A 17,454-nucleotide genomic window follows, 5' to 3' on the forward strand; every position below is an offset into this window, starting at 1 on the left:
CCACACGTCCTGTTGCCGGAGAGTCCTGCCTGATGAACGCCATCCCTGCCCGACAATCGACCAACGGCCGCGCCCGCGTCGCCGTCCCCTCCAAGGGGCGGTTGCGCGACGAGGTGCTCAAGCTGCTGACGACCGCCGGGTATCCCACCTCCGGCCTGCGGGGCTCCGGATCGATGGCCCTGGCCGGCAAGGGCCTGGAGCTGATCGAGATGCGCCCGCGGGACGCCGCCGCCGCGCTCTGTGCTGGTGCGCTTGACGGCGCCTTCATCGCCACCGACATCGCCATGGAGCACAGAGTCACCGAGTTCGCCTCCCAGCCCCTCGGGTTCGCTCGCTCGACGTTGGTCGTGGCCAGCAAGGACGACGACGGCCGAGCGGACCTAGCTGACCTGTCCGGCTGTGTCGTCGCGACGCACATGCCGAACCTCACCGAGCAGTTCTTCGAGGAGAAGGGTGTCGACGTCCGGGTCGTGGCCATGGGCGGGTCGCTCGAGGGCGTCTGTGCCGCCGGGCTTGCCGACGCGATCGTGGACAACTCCGAGACCGGGACGTCGCTGCGGCAGAACCGGCTGAAGGTCCTGACCGAGATCAAGGCGTGCGAGGCCGAGTTCGTCCACCAGTCAGGCCACCCTGCCCTCGAGGACCTCGAGCTGCGGCTGGAGGCCGCCCTTGCCGCCCGGCAGCACCGCTACGTCATGCTGCACCTGCCACGGGAGCGGATCGAGGACCTGATCCTGATGTTCCACGGGCTCGAGTCGCCGACCGTGCTGCCGTTGGCGGGCCGTGACGACCTGGCTGCCGTCCACTTCGTCGCGCAGAACGGGCAGCTGTGGGAGCGGCTGACGGACCTCCGTGACATCGGGGCCACCGACATCGTGGCCACCCAGCCGGTCGCCCTCCTCGACTTCCTACCGGAGTAGCCGCCCACGGGCCCCGTCCCCTCCCGAGACAGCGGTCGGTCTGACTTTCGGTCCACCGTCTCGCGGCTGACTTTCGGTACATGAGTTGGTGCCGCCCCGGGTCCTGCGCGTACCGAGAGTTCTGTGGCCCCAGGTCAGGCCCCACTCTCAGTACACCAGCCGGAGCCCGGCTCCCACGTGTGCACCGAGAGTCCAGGCTGCGCGAGATGATGGCTGCCCGCGCCCCCCACGACGAACTAGACCGAGGCCGGCGTCCGCAACTCTGCCAACAGGTCTCGGACGCGCTGTTCCAGATCATCGCGGATCGGCCGCACGGCCTCCAGAGCCTTGCCCGATGGGTCCTCGATCTCCCAGTCGAGATACCGCTTGCCGGGGAACACCGCGCAGGCGTCACCGCAACCCATCGTGACCACCACGTCGGCCGCTCGGACGATCTCGTCGGCCCAGGGCTGGGGGATCTCCTGACTGATGTCGATGCCCTTCTCCTTCATCGCTGCCACGGCTGCACGGTTCACCTCGCTTGCTGGCTCCGAGCCGCCCGAGAAGACGTCGACCGCGCCGCCGGAGAGATGACGCATCCACCCCGCCGCCATCTGGGAGCGTCCGGCGTTGTGGACGCAGAGGAACAGGACGCTGGGATTCAGGTCGAGGTCGCTCGACTCCAGGCGGATCAAGGCGCGGAGGCGGTCGGCGGCAAACCGCTCCGCAAGCAGCGGCACCCAGTCAGGGATGGTGGCGTTCGCGACGATCCGGTCAAGCGACTCATCGACGAATCTGGCGATTGTCTCGGTGTTCAACTGCCCGTCAAACCGCTGACGGAGGCGTTCGACGGCCTGCTTGACGTCGAGTTGCTGGCTGGGAGTGAGTTGGACGGTCATGGCGGGGTCCTTCCTTCGTGTCGATTCGGTTGCGAGGCCGCTCCGGCGGCAACAGCGCGGATGCGCTGATCGATCTCTGTGAACGCGGTCCGGAACGCGGCAGCGGTGCCAACCTGTCGGGGATCGGGGACCGACCAGTGCCAACGTCTGCGGGCCGGCCAGGCCCCGGCCTCGTTTGCCCGATCGCACACCGAGATCACGAGGGCAGAGTCCAAAGACACCTGGTCGTAGCCCTGTGGCCGCACGACGGAGAGGTCAACGCCGAAGTCCCGGGCGATCTCGACCGCGATCGGGTGGACGCGTGATGCCGGTTGGCACCCTGCACTGCGGGCTTGATCACCCACGATGTTCGTCCACAGTCCGGCCGCAAACGGCGAGCGCGCGGAGTTGTGCGTGCAGACGAAGACGACGCTCTGCCCTGGCATGGGGACCCCAACCGTCAACTGACTCACTCGCGATCGATCGAGCTGCAGGTACCGGCGGCGGCGATCACCCTCCGAGGTATGTCGACGGACCAGATCGGCATCTTCCAAGACCTTGAGGTGATGGGCCAGACGGTTACCCCGGAGACCGGTCAGCCGCGCCGCCTCAGAGAACGTCATATCGGTCCACTGCAGCGCGTCAACGATCTGGAGGCGGTGCGCATCGCCGAGGGCGGCATGCCCTGCGGCTCGTTCAGCCACGTTCACACCAGGACCTTATAGGTCAAGCCATTTTGAGTCAAATTCGACGGACCTATTAGGTGTGGAGTGAGTCTCTCGGTACACCGGGCGTTGTCCTCCGCGAGCCGGTCGGGTACCGAGAGTCTTGATGGCGCGGGTCAGGTACGACTTCCAGCGCAACGGTCTCCCGCACCGCCTACCCCTGTGTGCGGAGAGTCGCGGGCAGCCCCAATGACGAGATCTGACCTCGCTCTCGCCGACGTCTACGTCGTCAGGACGATCTTGCCGAAGAGCTCACCCTCGGCCATCCGGCTGTACGCCTCATGGGCCTCGGACAGCGGGTAGGTGGCGTCGATCAGCGGCGTCAGCCCACTGGTGGCCATGAACTGCATCAGCTTGGCCAGCTCCTTGCGGGTGCCCATGGTCGACCCGATGACCCGCAGCTGACGGAAGAACAGGTGCGCCAGCCCTCCCGGTGCGTCCCCGCTTGTCATCCCGGCGACCACGACGGTGCCCTGGGTCCGGACCGAGCGGAGGGAGTGCTCCCACGTCGCCCGGCCGACGGTCTCGAGGACCCCGTCGACGCGCTCCGGCAGACGGGAGCCGGACTCGAACGCCTCATGGGCGCCGAGCTCGACGGCCTTCTCCTGCTTCTGCTCCGAGCGACTGGTCACCCACATCCGCAGGCCGGCCGCGCGACCCAGCAGGATCGCGGCGGTGGAGACCCCACCACCGGCGCCCTGCACCAGCACGGTGTCGCCGGGCTTGAAGCCGCCCTGGACGAAGAGCATCCGATACGCCGTCAGGTACGCGACCGGGAGGCAGGCAGCCTGCTCGAATGTCAGCTCCGCCGGCTTGTCGATCAGATTGGGGGAGGGGACGGCCAGCTTCTCCGCGTGGGTGCCCGGGTGGTGTTCGCTGAACAGCGAGAACCGCACATCGGGGTCGTTCTCGTCGCCCATCCCGTCCGCCCCGACGACGACGCCGTGGCACACGACCTCGCGCCCGTCGGCGGTGACACCGGCGGCGTCACCTCCCAGGATCATCGGCAGTTGGCTCTCCTTCAGACCCACGCCCTTCAGCGACCAGATGTCGTGGTGGTTCAGTCCGGCCGCCTTGACGGTGACCAGCTCCCAGCCGTCGGGGACTGCTGGGTCGTCGACCTCCTCCACACGCAGTCCCTGCAGGGGGTTCTCGGCGTCGAATGATTCCGCATAGGCAGCAAGCATGTCCGCAGCCTCGCACAGATCCCTCGCCTGTGGACAACGGGGCCGGCAACGAGCGGAGCCGTGCCACCATCACGAGATGTCGGTCATCCTCGATCTGCTGGTCCCACCACGCTGCCTCGGCTGCCTGGCACGGAGCCGTGATGGGCTCTGCACCACCTGCGCGGCAGATCTGGAGGACGACGGTGTCCCTCACCGCCTCGCGCCGGGTGTGCTCGCCACGGCGGTCTTTGCCTACGAGGACCCGCTGGCGGGAGCCATCAAGCGCGTCAAGACCGACGGCATGCGGGAGGGGGCCCGACACCTGGCGACGATCATCGACCCGCATCTGCCGCGTCAGGTGCCTCGAACCTGGGTGCCCGCCCCCCGGCGGCGGGCTCGACGCCGCGGGCTGGATCTTCCAGAGGTCTTGGCCGGGCCACAGGCCACCCGCCTGCTCAGCGCCCGGGCCGGCCGGCGCGATCAGGGTGGGTTGAGCGCGAAGGACCGGCGGCGCTCAGCAATCGGCGCGTTCGAGGCCCACGGGCGGGTGCCGCAACGGCTGGTGCTCGTCGACGACGTCCGTGCCACCGGCGCCACGCTGCTCGCCGCTGCCAGGGCACTCCAGGCCGCCGGCGCGCAGCGCGTGCTGGCGATCACGCTCGCGGGCGCAGCAGGCGCACCCTCGGCAGCACGTCAAGCCGAGTCGGGACGCTGGTGATGACCACACCTCGCTGGAACAGCAGCGCACTCTTGAGCTGCAGCACGGAGGTGTTGTGCAACGACCGCTGCCACGGCTTGGGGAGCACGTACTCGCTCATCACGACGGTCACCACCGCGTACTGGCCGTCCGGCTCGAAGTCCTCCAGGTAGTGGCGGACCGAGTCCACCACCGCCCGGTAGGGGCTGTCGATGATGTCCAGTGGCATGTCCACGCCCAGGGTCTGCCACGCCTCCAGGATCTCCCCGGAGCGACGACCGCCGACGTTGACCGAGAGGGCCTGGATCGACGTGGACTCGAGCGACTGCGCGTAGGCGATCGCCCGCATCGCGGCCGTGTGGACGCGGTTGACCAGGACGACCACATGGTGCTGGACCGGTTCGATGACCTGGTAGGGGCCGTCCCCCCCGGGTGGGGCCACCACGTTGGTGACCACCGTCCGTCCGTCCGCTACCAGCGCGGCTTTGGCCCGTTGGGCGCCACGGTGGGCCCTGGCCAGATCGACCCAGGTGTCGGAGCGGGTCTCCGGGATCATCGAGACCACGAAGGCATCGGGTCGCTGGGCCGCCAACTCTCGCGCCGCGTTGCGCATCGACAGGGCGGGTGAGGTGGTGATGCCCTGCGCCAACTCGGCGACGTCCAGGTCGGGTGCCAGCGTGCGCCAGCGCTCCCGGGTGTTCGCCCGCCGGCTGCCGCTTGGGACGAGCACACCCTCAACCCTGTCCGAGCCGATGGCGATGGCGTAGGCGACGGCGGCTGCAGTGGCCGCGTCGACCCGATCCTCGATGATCGCGACGTTGATCTCTCTACGGGACTGCGGTGCCACGCCGAGTTCCTGCACGGCCTGCGCGAAGGCTCGGTAGTGCCGATTGATCGCCGCCATGCCCCACACCAGCAACGGGCCGATCAGCAGCACGATCCACGCACCGACGAAGAACTTGGTCACCAGGACGATGACCAGCACCGCAGACGTGGCAGTCGCACCGACCAGGTTGAGGGCCAGCGACGCCCGCCAGCCGGAGGACCGCTCGCGCAGCCAGTGCCGCACCATGCCGGCCTGGGAGAGCGAGAAGGCCGTGAACACGCCGACGATGTAGAGCCCGACGAGGTCGGTGACCCGAGCGCCGGCCGCCGCCACGAGCACGGCCGCAGCCGCCGAGAGCGCCAGGATGCCGTTGGAGAACACCAGCCGATCACCGCGTCGGGCCAACTGCCGCGGTAGGTACTGGTCGGCCGCCAAGGCCGACGCCAGTCGGGGGAAGTCCGCGTAGGCCGTGTTGGCCGCCAGGAACAGGATCGCGGCGGTCGCGACCTGGACGGCGAAGAAGCCCGAGCTGTCGGCACCGAACACGGCGGCCGCGATCTGGGAGGTCACCGTGCGCTCGAGGCCGTCGACCGCGACGACCCCGTCGATGCGGGTTGCCAGGTAGGCGATGCCGCCCAACAGCGGAACCGCGATCGCTCCGATGACCCCCAGCGTCTTGGCCGCATTGGCCGCAGCCGGCGGGCGGAAGACGCCGACCCCGTTGGAGACCGCCTCGACGCCGGTCAGGGAGGTGGAGGCGGTCGCAAACGCCCGCAAGACGACCAAGGCCGTCAGCCCGGTGCCGACCTCTGCCACGGCGGGTTGGTCGAAGGGCACCGTCGCACACCCCTGCACGCACTGGACGAGCCCTCGGGCGATCATGGCCACCATCACGATGAGGAAGCCGTAGACCAGCACCGCGACCGGGACACTGACATCCCGCACGCCACGCAGGTTGATGACCGTGATGACCCCCACGAAGGTCAGGGCGATCACGAGCCGAGCCGAGGTGAGCTGCGGGAAGGCTGACACGACGGCGGCGGTCCCGGCCGCGACGGACACGGCGACGGTCAGGGTGTAGTCGATCAGCAGCGCGGCTGCTGCCGAGAGACCGGCCCCCTCACCTAGGTTGGTCCGGGCGACGCGGTACGCACCGCCGCCGTCCGGATAGGCGCGGATGGTCTGGCGGTAGCCCGCGATCACCACGACGATCAGCAGTCCGACAAGTGCGGCGATCGGCCAGACCGTTGACACCGCGGCCGTCCCGGCGACCGCCAGGACGATCATCGTCTCCTCGGTTGCGTAAGCCGCGGACGAGAGCGTGTCCGAGGCGAAGACCGGCAGGCCGAGCCACGGCGGCACGACCTGTTCGGTCAACTCCCCACTGGCACGGGGATCGCCGATCAACCGGCGCTTGAGTGAGCTGACAATTGCCATTGGAGAGCGCAAGGGTACGCAGGATGGGTCACACTGAGGCCAATGCGCGTCATCATCGCTGGCTGCGGCCGAGTCGGTTCCGGCCTGGCGTCAGGTCTTGACCATCTGGGGCATCAGGTCGCGGTGATCGATCGGAACGCGCGGTCGTTTCGCCGACTGGGGGCCGACTTCGGGGGCCGGACCATCACCGGGGTGGCGTTCGACCGGGAGACCCTCGCGCAGGCCGAGGTCGAGGATGCCGACGCGTTCGTGGCGGTGACGAGCGGGGACAACTCGAACATCGTGTCCGCGCGAACGGCGCGGCGGGCCTTCGGGGTGCGGACCTGCGTGGCTCGGATCTACGACTCGCGGCGGGCCGCCATCTACGAGCGGCACGGCATCACCACGATCGCCACCACCCGCTGGTCCATCGATGCCGTCCTGGGGCAGATCCTCACCGACGCGGCCCGCATCGAGACGACCATCGGGCCGGGGGAGGGGGACGTCGTCGTCATCTCCCACGACCTGCCGGCGCACGGCGGACCCTGGGACGTGGCCCACTTCGAGCGGGACGGCAAGTGGTCCCTGACGGCCGTCAGCCGAACGGGGCAGACCACGATCCCCGTGCCACGACAGCTGGTCCAGGCAGGTGAGCGGGTCCACATCGCCGTACATCGCGACTTCCTGGACGACGTCGAGGCGGCCCTGACCACACTCGGGGCCGAGACGGCCGAGGGCACCTGATGCGCATCGTCATCGCCGGTGCGGGCGGGGTTGGTCGGTACCTGGCCAGTGAACTGGACGCCCGCGGGCACGACCTGACGCTGATCGAGCTCCGCCAGGACGCCCTGGCCAAGATCGTCACTGGTGACATCACGGTCATCGACGGGGACGCCTGCTCTCCCGACACCCTCGAGGAAGCAGACCTCCGCGACGCCGATGTGATGGTCGCGCTGACGGGCGACGACGAGGACAACCTGGTCATCAGCCTGTTGGCCAAGGAGGAGTTCGCCGTCCCCCGCGTCCTCGCCCGGGTCAACTACCCCTCCAACGAGTGGCTCTTCGACGAGTCGTGGGGCGTCGACCTGGCGGTCTCCCCACCGCACCTGCTGACCGCGTTGGTGGAGGAGGAGGTGCTCTCCGGGGACCTGATCTCCCTCCTCAAGCTGCAGCGGGGCGAGGTCGAGTTGCTGGAGGTCCGTCTGGACGACTCGAGCGTGGCCGTGGGAGAGCGGGTGGACGCGCTTGAGCTGGGGCCGGGCAGCGCGGTCGTGGCCATCGTCCGGGGCAGCCGCGTCCTTCCGGCGCGTGGCACGACGGCGCTTGCGGAGGGCGATGAGGTCCTGGCGCTCACCCCGGTCGGCCAACTCGAGTCCGTCCGGCAGGCGCTGATCGGCTAGACGCCGACGGGGGTCAGCCCTTCAGCTCCGAGCAAGCGTACGGATCCCGGACCAGACACCAGGTGGGGTTGCGCATCACGGGGACATCGCCGTCGGTGCAGACCGTCCCCTGCAGCCGCAGGCCTCGGCCCAACTCGAGACCTCCCATCACCTCGACCTCGGTCCAGACGGCCCGCAGCTTGCCGGTGCCATCTGTGATCGTCGCCTCCATCGATTGGCCAGGTACCAGCCGCAGACGTTGGATGACGCCGAGTGTCGTCGCGTGCTCACGAGCGGTCAACTCGTTGATGTGGGTGCAGCCGTCGAACAGGTTCCACCATGCCTGGAGTGGTCCGCTCCCGGCTGATTCGGCTCTGGACTCCACGGTCTGTGACATTTGGCTACTCGTTCGGTGACATTGATTCGGGGGAGTAAGACTTGCGCGACTCTGCGATACCTACGATCCTACCAAGGAGCGACAACCTGGAGGTGATCGGCATTCGTCTGCAGACTCCCGCGAGCTGCTTGCCATCACGTCCGTCCAGACCCCGCTCGGCGACCGGCCGATGGCGGGGTCTTGTCGTTGTTGGCACAGCAACCGCGGCCCACGCCAGCCGCACGAACAGGAGCACTCGTGGACATCATTCTCCGAGCCAGGAACTGCGACGTCTCTAGTCGAGTCAAGGACGAAGCGCGTCGCAAGGTTGAGCACGCGACCCGCATCTTCGACCGGATCATCGATCTCGAGGTCAGTTTCTCGGAGGAACACAATCCACGCATACCCGACCCGGCCTCCGTCGAGATCACCGCCAGGTCCAAGGGGCACACCGTCCGCGCCGTGGGTGCGGGGGCCGACCATCACGAGGCCACCGACAAGGCCATAGACCGCCTGGAGCGTCAACTTCGCCGCTACAAGACCCGACTGGTCGACCGTGGACGCCGCAACCGTGTGGACCACACACCCGTCGACACCACACCACCGGACATCGAGGCCGTGATGGTCGAGCCGGAGCCCGAGCCGGTCATCGTCCGCCGCAAGCAACACGAGCTGACGCCCATGTCCCCCGAGGAGGCGGTCCTGCAACTCGAGTTGCTGGGCCATGACTTCTACCTCTTCACCAACGCCGAGACCGGTGACCCGAACGTCGTCTATCATCGCGACGGCGGCGATGTCGGCCTGATCGAAGGTACGGCTACCGTCATGGCCAGTTGAAGGGGCACGGCGGAAACGGTGCTGACCTGCGGATGTTCGGCCGGTTAGGCTTGTCACCGCAGGTGTCGTCTTGAAACGGAAAGCGAAACAGTGAGCGACGAAGCGCAGAGCGGGTCAGCCTCGGGCGAGGAGGAGGAGAGCGACTCGATCAAGGTCATCGTTGCCGACGACCACGCCCTGTTCCGTCGGGGCCTGTTCATGGTGCTCGAGTCCGAGACGGACATCGACGTCGTGGCCGAGGCCAACGACGGTGAGGAGGTCGTCCAGCTCACCGAGTCGCACATCCCCGACCTCGTCCTCATGGATGTCCGCATGCCCGGCACCACCGGCATCGAGGCCACCAAGGCGATCAAGGACAAGGTTCCCTCCACCAAGATCCTCATGCTGACCATCTCCGACGAGGAGGAGGACCTCTACGACGCCATCAAGGCGGGCGCGTCGGGGTATCTGCTGAAGGAGATCTCCATCGACGAGGTGGCCGACGCCATCCGCAGCGTGCACGCGGGGCAGTCGCTGATCTCGCCGTCGATGGCGTCGAAGCTGCTCAACGAGTTCGCCCTCATGGCGAAGAAGGACGAGCAGAAGCAGCAGATGCCGGCGCCGCGGCTGACCGATCGGGAGATGGAGGTGCTCACGTTGGTCGCCAAGGGGATGAACAACCGTGACATCGCCAAGGAGTTGTTCATCTCCGAGAACACCGTGAAGAACCACGTCCGCAACATCCTTGAGAAGTTGCACCTGCACAGCCGCATGGAAGCCGTGGTGTACGCCGTGCGCGAGAAGCTGCTCGAGATCAAGTAGAGGGGTAAGCCCGTGTCAGACAATCCGCAGAACCCAGGCCAGGGCGGACAGAACCCGCCTCCGGGCCCGCCACCAGGCGACTGGTCGCAGGCCCCCGGGCAGCCGCCGTCCCAGCAGTGGGGCGGTCAGGACCAGTGGGGCAACCAGGGTGGCGGCTACCAGCCGCAACCCCAGTACGGCCAGCAGCAGCCCCAGGGTGGCAACGGGATGGCCATCGCGGCACTCGTGCTGGGCATCCTCGGCTTCATCGGCGGCTTCTTCGTCGTCGGTGCGCTGCTCGGCGTCGTCGCGATCATCCTCGGGTTCATCGCCCGCGGGAAGGTCAAGCGCGGGGAGGCCACCGGTGGCGGCATGGCGCTGGCCGGGATCATCCTGGGCATCCTCGGCGTCCTGATCGCCGTGGCGTTCGTCGCCCTCGGCGCGGCGCTGTTCAACGCCGCTGAGGACAACTTCGACAGCTTCGCGGACTGCGTCGAGCAGGCGGGCAACGACCAGGCAGCTCTGGACGCGTGCGGCCAGGACTTCACCGAGGACCTCTTCGGCGAGTAGGCCGGGGGCCCGCGCCTCGCGGGCCGAATGCCGGATGAGGTGATCTGATGCCCACGACCGATCATCTTCGGTTGGAGAGTGCTACTTCGCGAGTGGAGATCGACCTCGGCGACGGGGGCCGCATCCGTACCTGGCACATCGGTGACACCCAGGTCCTGGCCACCACCGGCGCGGCGTACGCCCGCGGCCTGTTCGTCATGGCTCCCTGGGTCGGGCGCACCCGTGAGGCGCGGTTCGACGTCGATGGCCGCACGGTGGAGCTCCCGGCAACGCTCGCGCCCCACGCTCTTCACGGCACCGTGTGGTCAACTAGGTGGGAGTCCGACGGTGATGGCTGGATCCGCGCCGACCTGACCGACGAGTGGCCCTTCGCCGGGTTCGTGCGACAGCAGATAGTGCTGAGCGACACCGGTCTGGACCTGCGGCTCGAACTGCACGCCACCGACGAACCGATGCCCGGCGACCTCGGCTGGCACCCCTGCTTCCGGCGTCGCATCGAGGGGGGCGAGCCAGCCGAGCTGTCGTTCGCCGCGACGACGATGTACGTGCGCGAGGCGGACGGCGTCACAGGGCGTCGCACCACCGAGCCAACGCCCGGTCCCTGGGATGACTGCTTCACCGACCTCACCGACCCGGCGACGGTCACTTGGCCGGGTCGGCTGGCCATCGACGTGACCTCGACGCTGTCCCACCTCGTCGTGTTCGACGAGTGGCCCACCATGGTTGCCATCGAGCCACAGTCCGGTCCGCCGGACTCCCTCAACAGCGGCCCCCACGTGATCCACCCGGGCCAGCCCCTGGTCGCCGAGTCGACCTGGCGGTGGCGGGTGCCGGAGTAGCGGCCTACGGCTGGGCAGCCATGAGGGTGTCGAGTTGATCCAGCTGTCGGCGCGCGACCTCGACGTCCGGTGCCGGGAACAGCCCCACGTGGTCGACCCCGGCATCCGCCAGGGCACCGAGATGGCCCATGACATCATCGAGCGTCCCGATCGGGCCGATCTCGGTCCACCACTCGTGGGGCATGTCGACCAGTGCAGCGTCACCGCCGTCGGCGAACCGGGCCTGGAGCTCCTCTGCGAACGGCAGGGCCGCGACACCGGCGTTCGGGTCGGCCAGCTGCCCAGCCACCCATGGCGCCATCAGCTGGTGCGCCTGCGTGGCGTCGTCGGTCAGGCACAGCGGCGAGTACACCGCGGTGATGAAGTCGTCATCGGCCCGGTCCCCGACCCTGGTGTGCTGATGGGCCCAGCGGACGTAGGACGGCGCCGCCGGCTCGGCCAGGAGCACCCCGTCGGCAACCCTTCCCGCCAGGGCGAGCGATTTGGGTCCCCGGACGCCGGAGATGACCGGGACCGGTTGGGAGGGGGGTGCCTCCAGCTTGACGGCGTCCAGCGAGACGACGGACCCCTGCGTGGTGACCTCCTCGCCAGCCAACAATCGCTTCACGGCGACCGTCACCTCCTCCAGCGTGGTGAGCGGCGATTCGGGACGAACACCCATCTGGCCCATCCAGCTCTGCACGCCGTGGCCGATGCCGGCGATGATCCGGCCGGGGGCGAGCTCGGCCAGCGTCGCGATCTCCATCGCCGCGATGGCGGGGTTGCGGGCAACGGCCGGCAGGATTCCGAGTCCGACGTTCAGCCTGGTCGTGGTGGCCAGCGCCGCGGCGGCCAACGGCTGAGCGGCGGTGTGGAAGCAGTCCTCGATCAGCCACAGCCGGGCATCGTCGTGCCGGTCCAGCCGGCTGGCGACCTCGAGGACGAAGGACGCCGGAAACGTGCGGTCGAAGGCCAGGCCGAGGTGCAGCGACATGGGCGGACGGTAGTCCATCCACACCCCTCAGCCCAGAGGGTCACCAGGCCGATACGATTGGTGGTCCCCCAGACGCCGGAATCGGGGCGTCGTCAATCCCTCGTAGGTGAGTAGGTCAATGGTGCTCCAGAAGCTGCTGCGACTCGGCGAAGGCCGTCAGCTGAAGCAACTGTGGAAGTTGGTCGAGGAGGTCAACGCCCTCGAGTCGGACGTGCAGGGCCTGACCGATGCCGAGTTGCGCGGCAGGACCGATGAGTTCAAGGCTCGGCTGGCTGACGGCGAGACCCTCGACGACCTCATGTTCGACGCCTACGCGACCTGTCGTGAGGCCGCGCAGCGCGTGCTCGGACAGCGTGCCTACGATGTGCAGATCCTCGGTGGGATCGTCATCCACCAGGGGTCGATCGCCGAGATGCGCACCGGTGAGGGGAAGACCCTGACCTCGGTCGCCCCCGTCTACCTCAACGCCCTGTCCGGCGACGGCGTCCACGTCGTCACCGTCAACCCCTACCTGGCCAGCCGTGACGCCGAGTGGATGGGCCGCGTCTACTCCTTCCTGGGCCTGTCGACGGGGTACGTCTACCCGCAGCAGAAGAAGGCGTCCAAGCGCGAGGCCTACGCCTGCGACATCACCTACGGGACCAACAACGAGCTCGGGTTCGACTACCTGCGCGACCACATGGTCCTGTCCGCCGATCAGCTGGTCCAGCGCGGCCACAACTTCGCGATCGTCGACGAGATCGACTCGATCCTGGTCGACGAGGCGCGGACGCCGCTGATCATCTCCGGGCCCGCCGACCAGTCGTCCCAGTGGTACGAGATCTTCGCGCGCCGCATCGCGCCGAAGCTGAAGCGCGACGAGCACTACGAGGTCGACGAGGCCAAGCGGACCGTCGGCGTCACCGAGGAGGGCGTGGAGAAGGTCGAGGAGCTGCTCGGCGTCGGCAACCTCTACGAGAACGCCAACACGCCGCTGATCCACCACCTCCAGAACGCCATCAAGGCCAAGGAGCTGTTCCGTCTCGACGATGAGTACATCATCGAGGATGGCGAGGTCCTGATCGTCGACGAGAACACCGGCCGCACCTTGAAGGGTCGGCGGTACTCCGAGGGGCTCCACCAGGCCATCGAGGCCAAGGAGGGGGTGACCATCAAGGACGAGAACCAGACCCTGGCCACCATCACCCTGCAGAACTACTTCCGCACCTACGACAAGCTCTCGGGCATGACCGGTACGGCGAAGACCGAAGAGAAGGAGTTCGCCGAGGTCTACGAGGCCGGTGTCGTCGTCGTGCCCACCAACCGGCCCATCGCCCGTGTGGATCACGCCGACCAGATCTACAAGTCGCTGGACGCCAAGATGAAGGCGGTCATCGCCGACCTCAAGGATCGGCAGGAACGCGGTCAGCCGGTCCTGGTCGGGACCGTGTCCGTCGAGCGGTCCGAGGAGCTGCACAAGCTGCTCAAGGTCAACGGAATCAAACACGAGATCCTCAACGCCAAGAACCACTTCCGCGAGGCCGACATCGTGGCCCAAGCCGGGCGCAAGGGTGCGGTCACCGTCGCCACGAACATGGCCGGCCGTGGTGTCGACATCATGCTGGGCGGCAACCCCGAGAACCTGGCGACGAAGGAGGCCAAGCGCGAGGCCGGATCCGAGCCGGTGCTCAACCCCGAGACCGGCGAGGTCGAGCCCGAAGCCGTGTGGCGCGAGCGCTACCAGGCCGCCTACGACGTGGCCCTCGAGAAGTACACCGCCCAGTGCGAGGCCGAGAAGAAGGAGGTCCTCGAGCTCGGTGGCCTGTACGTGCTCGCGACCGAGCGGCACGACAGTCGGCGGATCGACAACCAGCTGCGCGGTCGCTCCGGCCGTCAGGGCGACCCGGGCGAGTCGCGGTTCTACCTCTCGCTCGAGGACGACCTGATGCGGCTGTTCAACGCCTCAGCCGTCGAGAACATCATGACCCGGCTGAACATGCCGGAGGACCTGCCCATCGAGGCCAAGATGGTCACCAACGCGGTGGCCCGGGCACAGGCGCAGGTGGAGTCGCGCAACTACGAGATCCGCAAGAACGTCCTGAAGTACGACGACGTGATGAACTCGCAGCGCAAGATCATCTACGCCGAGCGGGACACCGTGCTGCACGACACCGACGAGGCGGTCGAGGAGATCGCCGAGCAGTTCGTCGAGGACGCCGTGTCCAACCTGGCCGAGCTGTTCTGCCCGCCCGGCGTGTTCCCGGAGGAGTGGGACGTCGACCAGTTGGAGGAGCGGCTGCAGACCCTCTTCGGCCTCGAGGACTATGAGGTCGACATCGAGGAGTTCGAGGGCAAAGAGGGTCACTTCCGGCTTCGTGAGGAGCTGGAGGACCAGGCGATGGAGCGCTACGGGCAGCGCGAGGAGGAGATCACGCCCGAGGCGATGCGCCAGGTCGAGCGGCGGGTCATCCTCTCCGTCGTCGACCGGGTGTGGCGTGAGCACCTCTACGAGATGGACCAGCTGCGCGACGGGATCGGCCTTCGTGCCGTCGGCCAGCGCGACCCGCTGGTGGAGTACCAGCGCGAGGCCTACAACGCGTTCGTCGAGATCCAGGCCCGGATCAAGGAGGAGTCGGTCGGCTACTTCTTCAACCTGCCGGTGAAGCGGGAGCAGGGTGCTGCTGGCACGGGTGACAAGGCGGCAGGCACGAACGGGGCGGCGCCGGCCAAGGATTCCTCGGATGCCTCGTCGAACGGGTCTGGCGCGGGGCCGAAGGGGTCAGGTGGGTCGCCCAAGCCGCCGATCCGTCGACCAGCGCTGGACGGCGCCTCGAGCCGGCCGATGGAAGCCCAGCTGAGCTACTCCTCCGGTGGGGGAGGGGGCTCGGGCTACCAGGTCGGCGGCGGGGCCACGACCACGGCCGGACCGGGCTCGGCTCGCGAGGCGGCGGCGAAGAAGGCGGCGGCCCCCGCGACCGTGCGCAACGAGGGTGAGAAGGTCGGCCGGAACGACCCCTGCCCCTGCGGCTCAGGACAGAAGTACAAGAGGTGTCACGGCGGCTGAGCGGGCCGCTGGGGAAGATCTCCGTCGGCGGGGCGGGTTGGCCGCCAAGGACGGGAGTCTGGCCGTCAGGTAGGGAGCCTTGCCGTCGGGTGGGGAGCCTTACCGTCGAGCGGGGAGTCTTGCCGTTGTGGTGGGGAGCCTTACCGGTCCAGACGGCTGGAACCCTCCCCCGACAACGCCGTTAGTCTCCCCGACGTGAACCGTTCGGAGGCCGTGGAGAAACACGTAGTCTCCATGGACGGCTGCTTCCCCGACCTGGGTGCCCCGGTGGGTGCCTGGTGGCCGGTCGATACCGGCTGGCATTGCCACGTGTTCAGGCTGGAGTCAGGGCACGCCGTCCGTCTGCCACGCCGCCGCGACGTCCAACGACATCTGCGGATGGAAGCCGGACTCCTGTCCGTGCTCGAAGAGTCAGACGTGCTGGCTCCTCGTCTACAGGCTGTCTGTCCGACGCATGGGAGCATGGTCATCACCTGGATCGAGGGACGTCCACTCAACGATCGGGTCCTGCGTGGGATCGGTGTCGCGCGGATCGTGGAACAGGTCGCCGCAGTTCTTCGAGCACTGGCCGTCGTTCCCGTTGCGCAGGCAGTGGCTGTTGGCGTCCAAGCTCGGGATCTGCGTCCAGTTCTTGCGGACTTCAGAGACCGCGTAATTCCGTTGGTCGACGACCGTCGGGCGCTGGGCCTGCTGCACGAGGCGGCGGCGTTGGAGTCCGCGAAGGCAGGTCGGTCTCCACGGGTCCTGCTGCACGCCGACATCGGTCCGGCTCATGTGCTGTGCGACCATCAGGGCCTTACCGGCGTCCTCGACTGGAGCGACGCCGCAATCGGTGATCCGGCAACCGATCTTGCCTGGCTGCTCAACGGCTGCGGTCGCCGCCTTCGGGACGGTCTCGTCAGTGCGCTCGAGTTGCCGCCAGAGTTGGTGCGCCGGGCCGATCTGATGCACGCGCTCGGACCGTGGTGGGAGGTCACCCACGGGCTGGACCAGCAGGACCAAGTGCTGGTGGCCCGTGGGCTTGCCGGGATACGCCAACGACTGCCTGCTTCGTAGTGCCAGACCTCGATCACCTCAGGAGGCTGCCGGGCGGCGAGCGGTGGCTCTCGGGGCTGGCTGCCCGACGCGCTGATGTCGCCGCGTTGTGGCAACTGGACGTCGGCCCTCCCTTCGGCCGCTCTCACGTCTCGTGGACTGCGCCAGCCGTGAGTCCGGTGCACGGTGAGGTGGTCCTGAAGCTGAACTTCCCACATTCGGAGAGCGAGCGGGAGGGCGCCGCGTTGGCGGTGTGGAACGGGGATGGCGCTGTTCGGCTCTTGGCGGAGGACTCAGCCCGCCGTGCACTGCTGCTGGAGCGTTGTCGACCAGGTACGGCACTTGCCGACGTCGAGGATGCGGACCTTGCTGGTTCGCAAGACCGGATGGACGTCGTGGTCGATCTGCTCCGACGGACGCTGGTTCCGACCACCGTGGCCTTCACCTCGCTGGCAGATGAAGCTGGCCGTTGGGCCCGCCGGTTGCCGCGACGATGGAACGCCTTCGGGCGACCGTTTCCACAACGACTCGTTCATGCTGCGGTCGCAGACATCGAGGATCTGCTCCTCGGTGTGGAGCCGCCGGTCTTGCTGAACGCTGATCTGCACGCCCACAACATCCTGTCGGCCGAGCGAGAGCCGTGGCTGATCATCGACCCGAAACCGTTGGTCGGAGAGCGAGCCTTCGCGGCGGCCTCGATCGTTCGATCCTTCGAGTTCGGGCACAGCCTCCGCGCCGTGTGGCACCGACTGGACCGGCTCTGCGATGGGCTCCAGCTCGATCGAGAACGGGCCAGGCGGTGGACGTGTGCCCAGACGACGGCCTGGGCGGTGGACTCGTCGCATCGCGAGGCCCATATCGAGGTCGTGGAGTGGCTGCGATCGGTCGGCTGAATCGTGGCCGCATCGGGTTGTCATTCCTAAGCGGAAGCGGTGTTCACCCCGCCTCGTGGCGCCTGTCGACTCACCCCCTCGAGACTCAGCCGGTCGGTGGTCTACCATCCCCGGCCCTGGAG

Annotated in this window: 18 protein-coding genes; 12 read left to right on the top strand and 6 right to left on the bottom strand. The window is 68.0% G+C overall.

The window, feature by feature from the left end; all coding sequences use genetic code 11:
• Positions 1-32: 32 nt before the first annotated feature.
• Positions 33-920 carry an ATP phosphoribosyltransferase gene (gene hisG, locus C1746_RS09930; RefSeq protein WP_116714441.1) on the top strand — a complete coding sequence of 296 codons (888 nt, stop codon included), beginning with the start codon at positions 33-35 and terminating at the stop codon, positions 918-920.
• A gap of 236 nt (positions 921-1,156) precedes the next feature.
• On the opposite strand, the gene C1746_RS09935 is transcribed toward hisG, so the two are convergent.
• Both C1746_RS09935 and C1746_RS23195 read right to left on the bottom strand, forming a co-directional pair.
• Positions 1,157-1,798, bottom strand: a complete 642-nt coding sequence (locus C1746_RS09935) for an arsenate reductase ArsC (protein WP_116714442.1) — start codon at positions 1,796-1,798, stop codon at positions 1,157-1,159.
• Positions 1,795-2,400: an arsenate reductase/protein-tyrosine-phosphatase family protein gene (locus C1746_RS23195; RefSeq protein WP_414627965.1), complete on the bottom strand. Its 606-nt coding sequence runs from the start codon at positions 2,398-2,400 to the stop codon at positions 1,795-1,797. The genes C1746_RS09935 and C1746_RS23195 overlap by 4 nt, the downstream gene beginning before the upstream one ends.
• Between C1746_RS23195 and C1746_RS22745 the strand changes: the two genes are divergently transcribed.
• On the top strand, positions 2,302-2,502 hold the full coding sequence (locus C1746_RS22745; RefSeq protein WP_240598877.1) for a hypothetical protein: 201 nt from the start codon (positions 2,302-2,304) through the stop codon (positions 2,500-2,502). The genes C1746_RS23195 and C1746_RS22745 overlap by 99 nt on opposite strands.
• A 221-nt stretch (positions 2,503-2,723) precedes the next feature.
• On the opposite strand, the gene C1746_RS09945 is transcribed toward C1746_RS22745, so the two are convergent.
• Positions 2,724-3,689: a zinc-binding dehydrogenase gene (locus C1746_RS09945; protein ID WP_116714443.1), complete on the bottom strand. Its 966-nt coding sequence runs from the start codon at positions 3,687-3,689 to the stop codon at positions 2,724-2,726.
• A 76-nt stretch (positions 3,690-3,765) separates the two neighbouring features.
• On the opposite strand from C1746_RS09945, the gene C1746_RS09950 reads away from it, so the two are divergent.
• Complete coding sequence (locus tag C1746_RS09950) at positions 3,766-4,386, top strand: ComF family protein (RefSeq protein WP_162867592.1); 621 nt, start codon at positions 3,766-3,768, stop codon at positions 4,384-4,386.
• On the opposite strand, the gene C1746_RS09955 is transcribed toward C1746_RS09950, so the two are convergent.
• Complete coding sequence (locus C1746_RS09955) at positions 4,322-6,628, bottom strand: APC family permease (RefSeq protein WP_116714445.1); 2,307 nt, start codon at positions 6,626-6,628, stop codon at positions 4,322-4,324. The genes C1746_RS09950 and C1746_RS09955 overlap by 65 nt on opposite strands.
• A gap of 42 nt (positions 6,629-6,670) precedes the next feature.
• Here C1746_RS09955 and C1746_RS09960 point away from each other — a divergent pair, with 42 nt between their 5' ends.
• Both C1746_RS09960 and C1746_RS09965 read left to right on the top strand, forming a co-directional pair.
• Positions 6,671-7,351, top strand: coding sequence for a potassium channel family protein (locus C1746_RS09960; RefSeq protein ID WP_116714446.1), 681 nt, complete (start codon positions 6,671-6,673; stop codon positions 7,349-7,351).
• Positions 7,351-8,007 (top strand): potassium channel family protein, encoded by a 657-nt coding sequence (locus C1746_RS09965; RefSeq protein WP_116714447.1) that lies wholly within the window; start codon positions 7,351-7,353, stop codon positions 8,005-8,007. Before C1746_RS09960 ends, C1746_RS09965 begins: the two co-directional genes overlap by 1 nt.
• A 13-nt stretch (positions 8,008-8,020) precedes the next feature.
• On the opposite strand, the gene C1746_RS09970 is transcribed toward C1746_RS09965, so the two are convergent.
• Positions 8,021-8,383: an OB-fold nucleic acid binding domain-containing protein gene (locus tag C1746_RS09970; protein ID WP_116714448.1), complete on the bottom strand. Its 363-nt coding sequence runs from the start codon at positions 8,381-8,383 to the stop codon at positions 8,021-8,023.
• A 237-nt stretch (positions 8,384-8,620) separates the two neighbouring features.
• Between C1746_RS09970 and hpf the strand changes: the two genes are divergently transcribed.
• From hpf to C1746_RS09990, 4 genes are all read left to right on the top strand, one after another.
• A complete protein-coding gene (gene hpf / locus C1746_RS09975; protein WP_162867593.1) occupies positions 8,621-9,199 on the top strand; it encodes a ribosome hibernation-promoting factor, HPF/YfiA family in 579 nt (192 codons plus the stop codon).
• A gap of 147 nt (positions 9,200-9,346) precedes the next feature.
• The gene (locus tag C1746_RS09980; RefSeq protein WP_414627966.1) at positions 9,347-10,000 is read left to right on the top strand and encodes a response regulator; all 654 of its coding nucleotides are present in this window, start codon (positions 9,347-9,349) and stop codon (positions 9,998-10,000) included.
• Between the two features lie 12 nt (positions 10,001-10,012).
• Positions 10,013-10,549: a DUF4190 domain-containing protein gene (locus C1746_RS09985; RefSeq protein ID WP_116714451.1), complete on the top strand. Its 537-nt coding sequence runs from the start codon at positions 10,013-10,015 to the stop codon at positions 10,547-10,549.
• Positions 10,550-10,596: 47 nt separating this feature from the next.
• Positions 10,597-11,388 (top strand): aldose 1-epimerase, encoded by a 792-nt coding sequence (locus tag C1746_RS09990; RefSeq protein WP_116714452.1) that lies wholly within the window; start codon positions 10,597-10,599, stop codon positions 11,386-11,388.
• Between the two features lie 4 nt (positions 11,389-11,392).
• Here C1746_RS09990 and C1746_RS09995 read toward each other — a convergent pair whose 3' ends face one another.
• Positions 11,393-12,361, bottom strand: a complete 969-nt coding sequence (locus C1746_RS09995) for an LLM class flavin-dependent oxidoreductase (protein WP_116715660.1) — start codon at positions 12,359-12,361, stop codon at positions 11,393-11,395.
• Positions 12,362-12,479: 118 nt separating this feature from the next.
• Here C1746_RS09995 and secA point away from each other — a divergent pair, with 118 nt between their 5' ends.
• The 3 genes from secA (at position 12,480) to C1746_RS10010 (ending at position 17,332) form a co-directional block, all read left to right on the top strand.
• Positions 12,480-15,404: a preprotein translocase subunit SecA gene (gene secA / locus C1746_RS10000; protein ID WP_116714453.1), complete on the top strand. Its 2,925-nt coding sequence runs from the start codon at positions 12,480-12,482 to the stop codon at positions 15,402-15,404.
• A gap of 234 nt (positions 15,405-15,638) precedes the next feature.
• The gene (locus C1746_RS10005; protein WP_116714454.1) at positions 15,639-16,460 is read left to right on the top strand and encodes a phosphotransferase family protein; all 822 of its coding nucleotides are present in this window, start codon (positions 15,639-15,641) and stop codon (positions 16,458-16,460) included.
• A gap of 149 nt (positions 16,461-16,609) precedes the next feature.
• On the top strand, positions 16,610-17,332 hold the full coding sequence (locus C1746_RS10010; RefSeq protein WP_205711800.1) for an aminoglycoside phosphotransferase family protein: 723 nt from the start codon (positions 16,610-16,612) through the stop codon (positions 17,330-17,332).
• Positions 17,333-17,454 lie beyond the last annotated feature (122 nt).

Origin of the sequence: Euzebya tangerina, assembly GCF_003074135.1 — a bacterium.
Taxonomy (GTDB): Bacteria; Actinomycetota; Nitriliruptoria; order Euzebyales; family Euzebyaceae; genus Euzebya; species Euzebya tangerina.

Coding starts and splice junctions, on each gene's coding strand:
- hisG (WP_116714441.1), top strand. CDS start 33: ATGAACGCCATCCCTGCCCGACAATCGACCAACGGCCGCGCCCGCGTC.
- C1746_RS09935 (WP_116714442.1), bottom strand. CDS start 1,798: ATGACCGTCCAACTCACTCCCAGCCAGCAACTCGACGTCAAGCAGGCC.
- C1746_RS22745 (WP_240598877.1), top strand. CDS start 2,302: ATGTCGACGGACCAGATCGGCATCTTCCAAGACCTTGAGGTGATGGGC.
- C1746_RS23195 (WP_414627965.1), bottom strand. CDS start 2,400: ATGACGTTCTCTGAGGCGGCGCGGCTGACCGGTCTCCGGGGTAACCGT.
- C1746_RS09945 (WP_116714443.1), bottom strand. CDS start 3,689: ATGCTTGCTGCCTATGCGGAATCATTCGACGCCGAGAACCCCCTGCAG.
- C1746_RS09950 (WP_162867592.1), top strand. CDS start 3,766: ATGTCGGTCATCCTCGATCTGCTGGTCCCACCACGCTGCCTCGGCTGC.
- C1746_RS09955 (WP_116714445.1), bottom strand. CDS start 6,628: ATGGCAATTGTCAGCTCACTCAAGCGCCGGTTGATCGGCGATCCCCGT.
- C1746_RS09960 (WP_116714446.1), top strand. CDS start 6,671: ATGCGCGTCATCATCGCTGGCTGCGGCCGAGTCGGTTCCGGCCTGGCG.
- C1746_RS09965 (WP_116714447.1), top strand. CDS start 7,351: ATGCGCATCGTCATCGCCGGTGCGGGCGGGGTTGGTCGGTACCTGGCC.
- C1746_RS09970 (WP_116714448.1), bottom strand. CDS start 8,383: ATGTCACAGACCGTGGAGTCCAGAGCCGAATCAGCCGGGAGCGGACCA.
- C1746_RS09990 (WP_116714452.1), top strand. CDS start 10,597: ATGCCCACGACCGATCATCTTCGGTTGGAGAGTGCTACTTCGCGAGTG.
- C1746_RS09995 (WP_116715660.1), bottom strand. CDS start 12,361: ATGTCGCTGCACCTCGGCCTGGCCTTCGACCGCACGTTTCCGGCGTCC.
- secA (WP_116714453.1), top strand. CDS start 12,480: ATGGTGCTCCAGAAGCTGCTGCGACTCGGCGAAGGCCGTCAGCTGAAG.
- C1746_RS10005 (WP_116714454.1), top strand. CDS start 15,639: ATGGACGGCTGCTTCCCCGACCTGGGTGCCCCGGTGGGTGCCTGGTGG.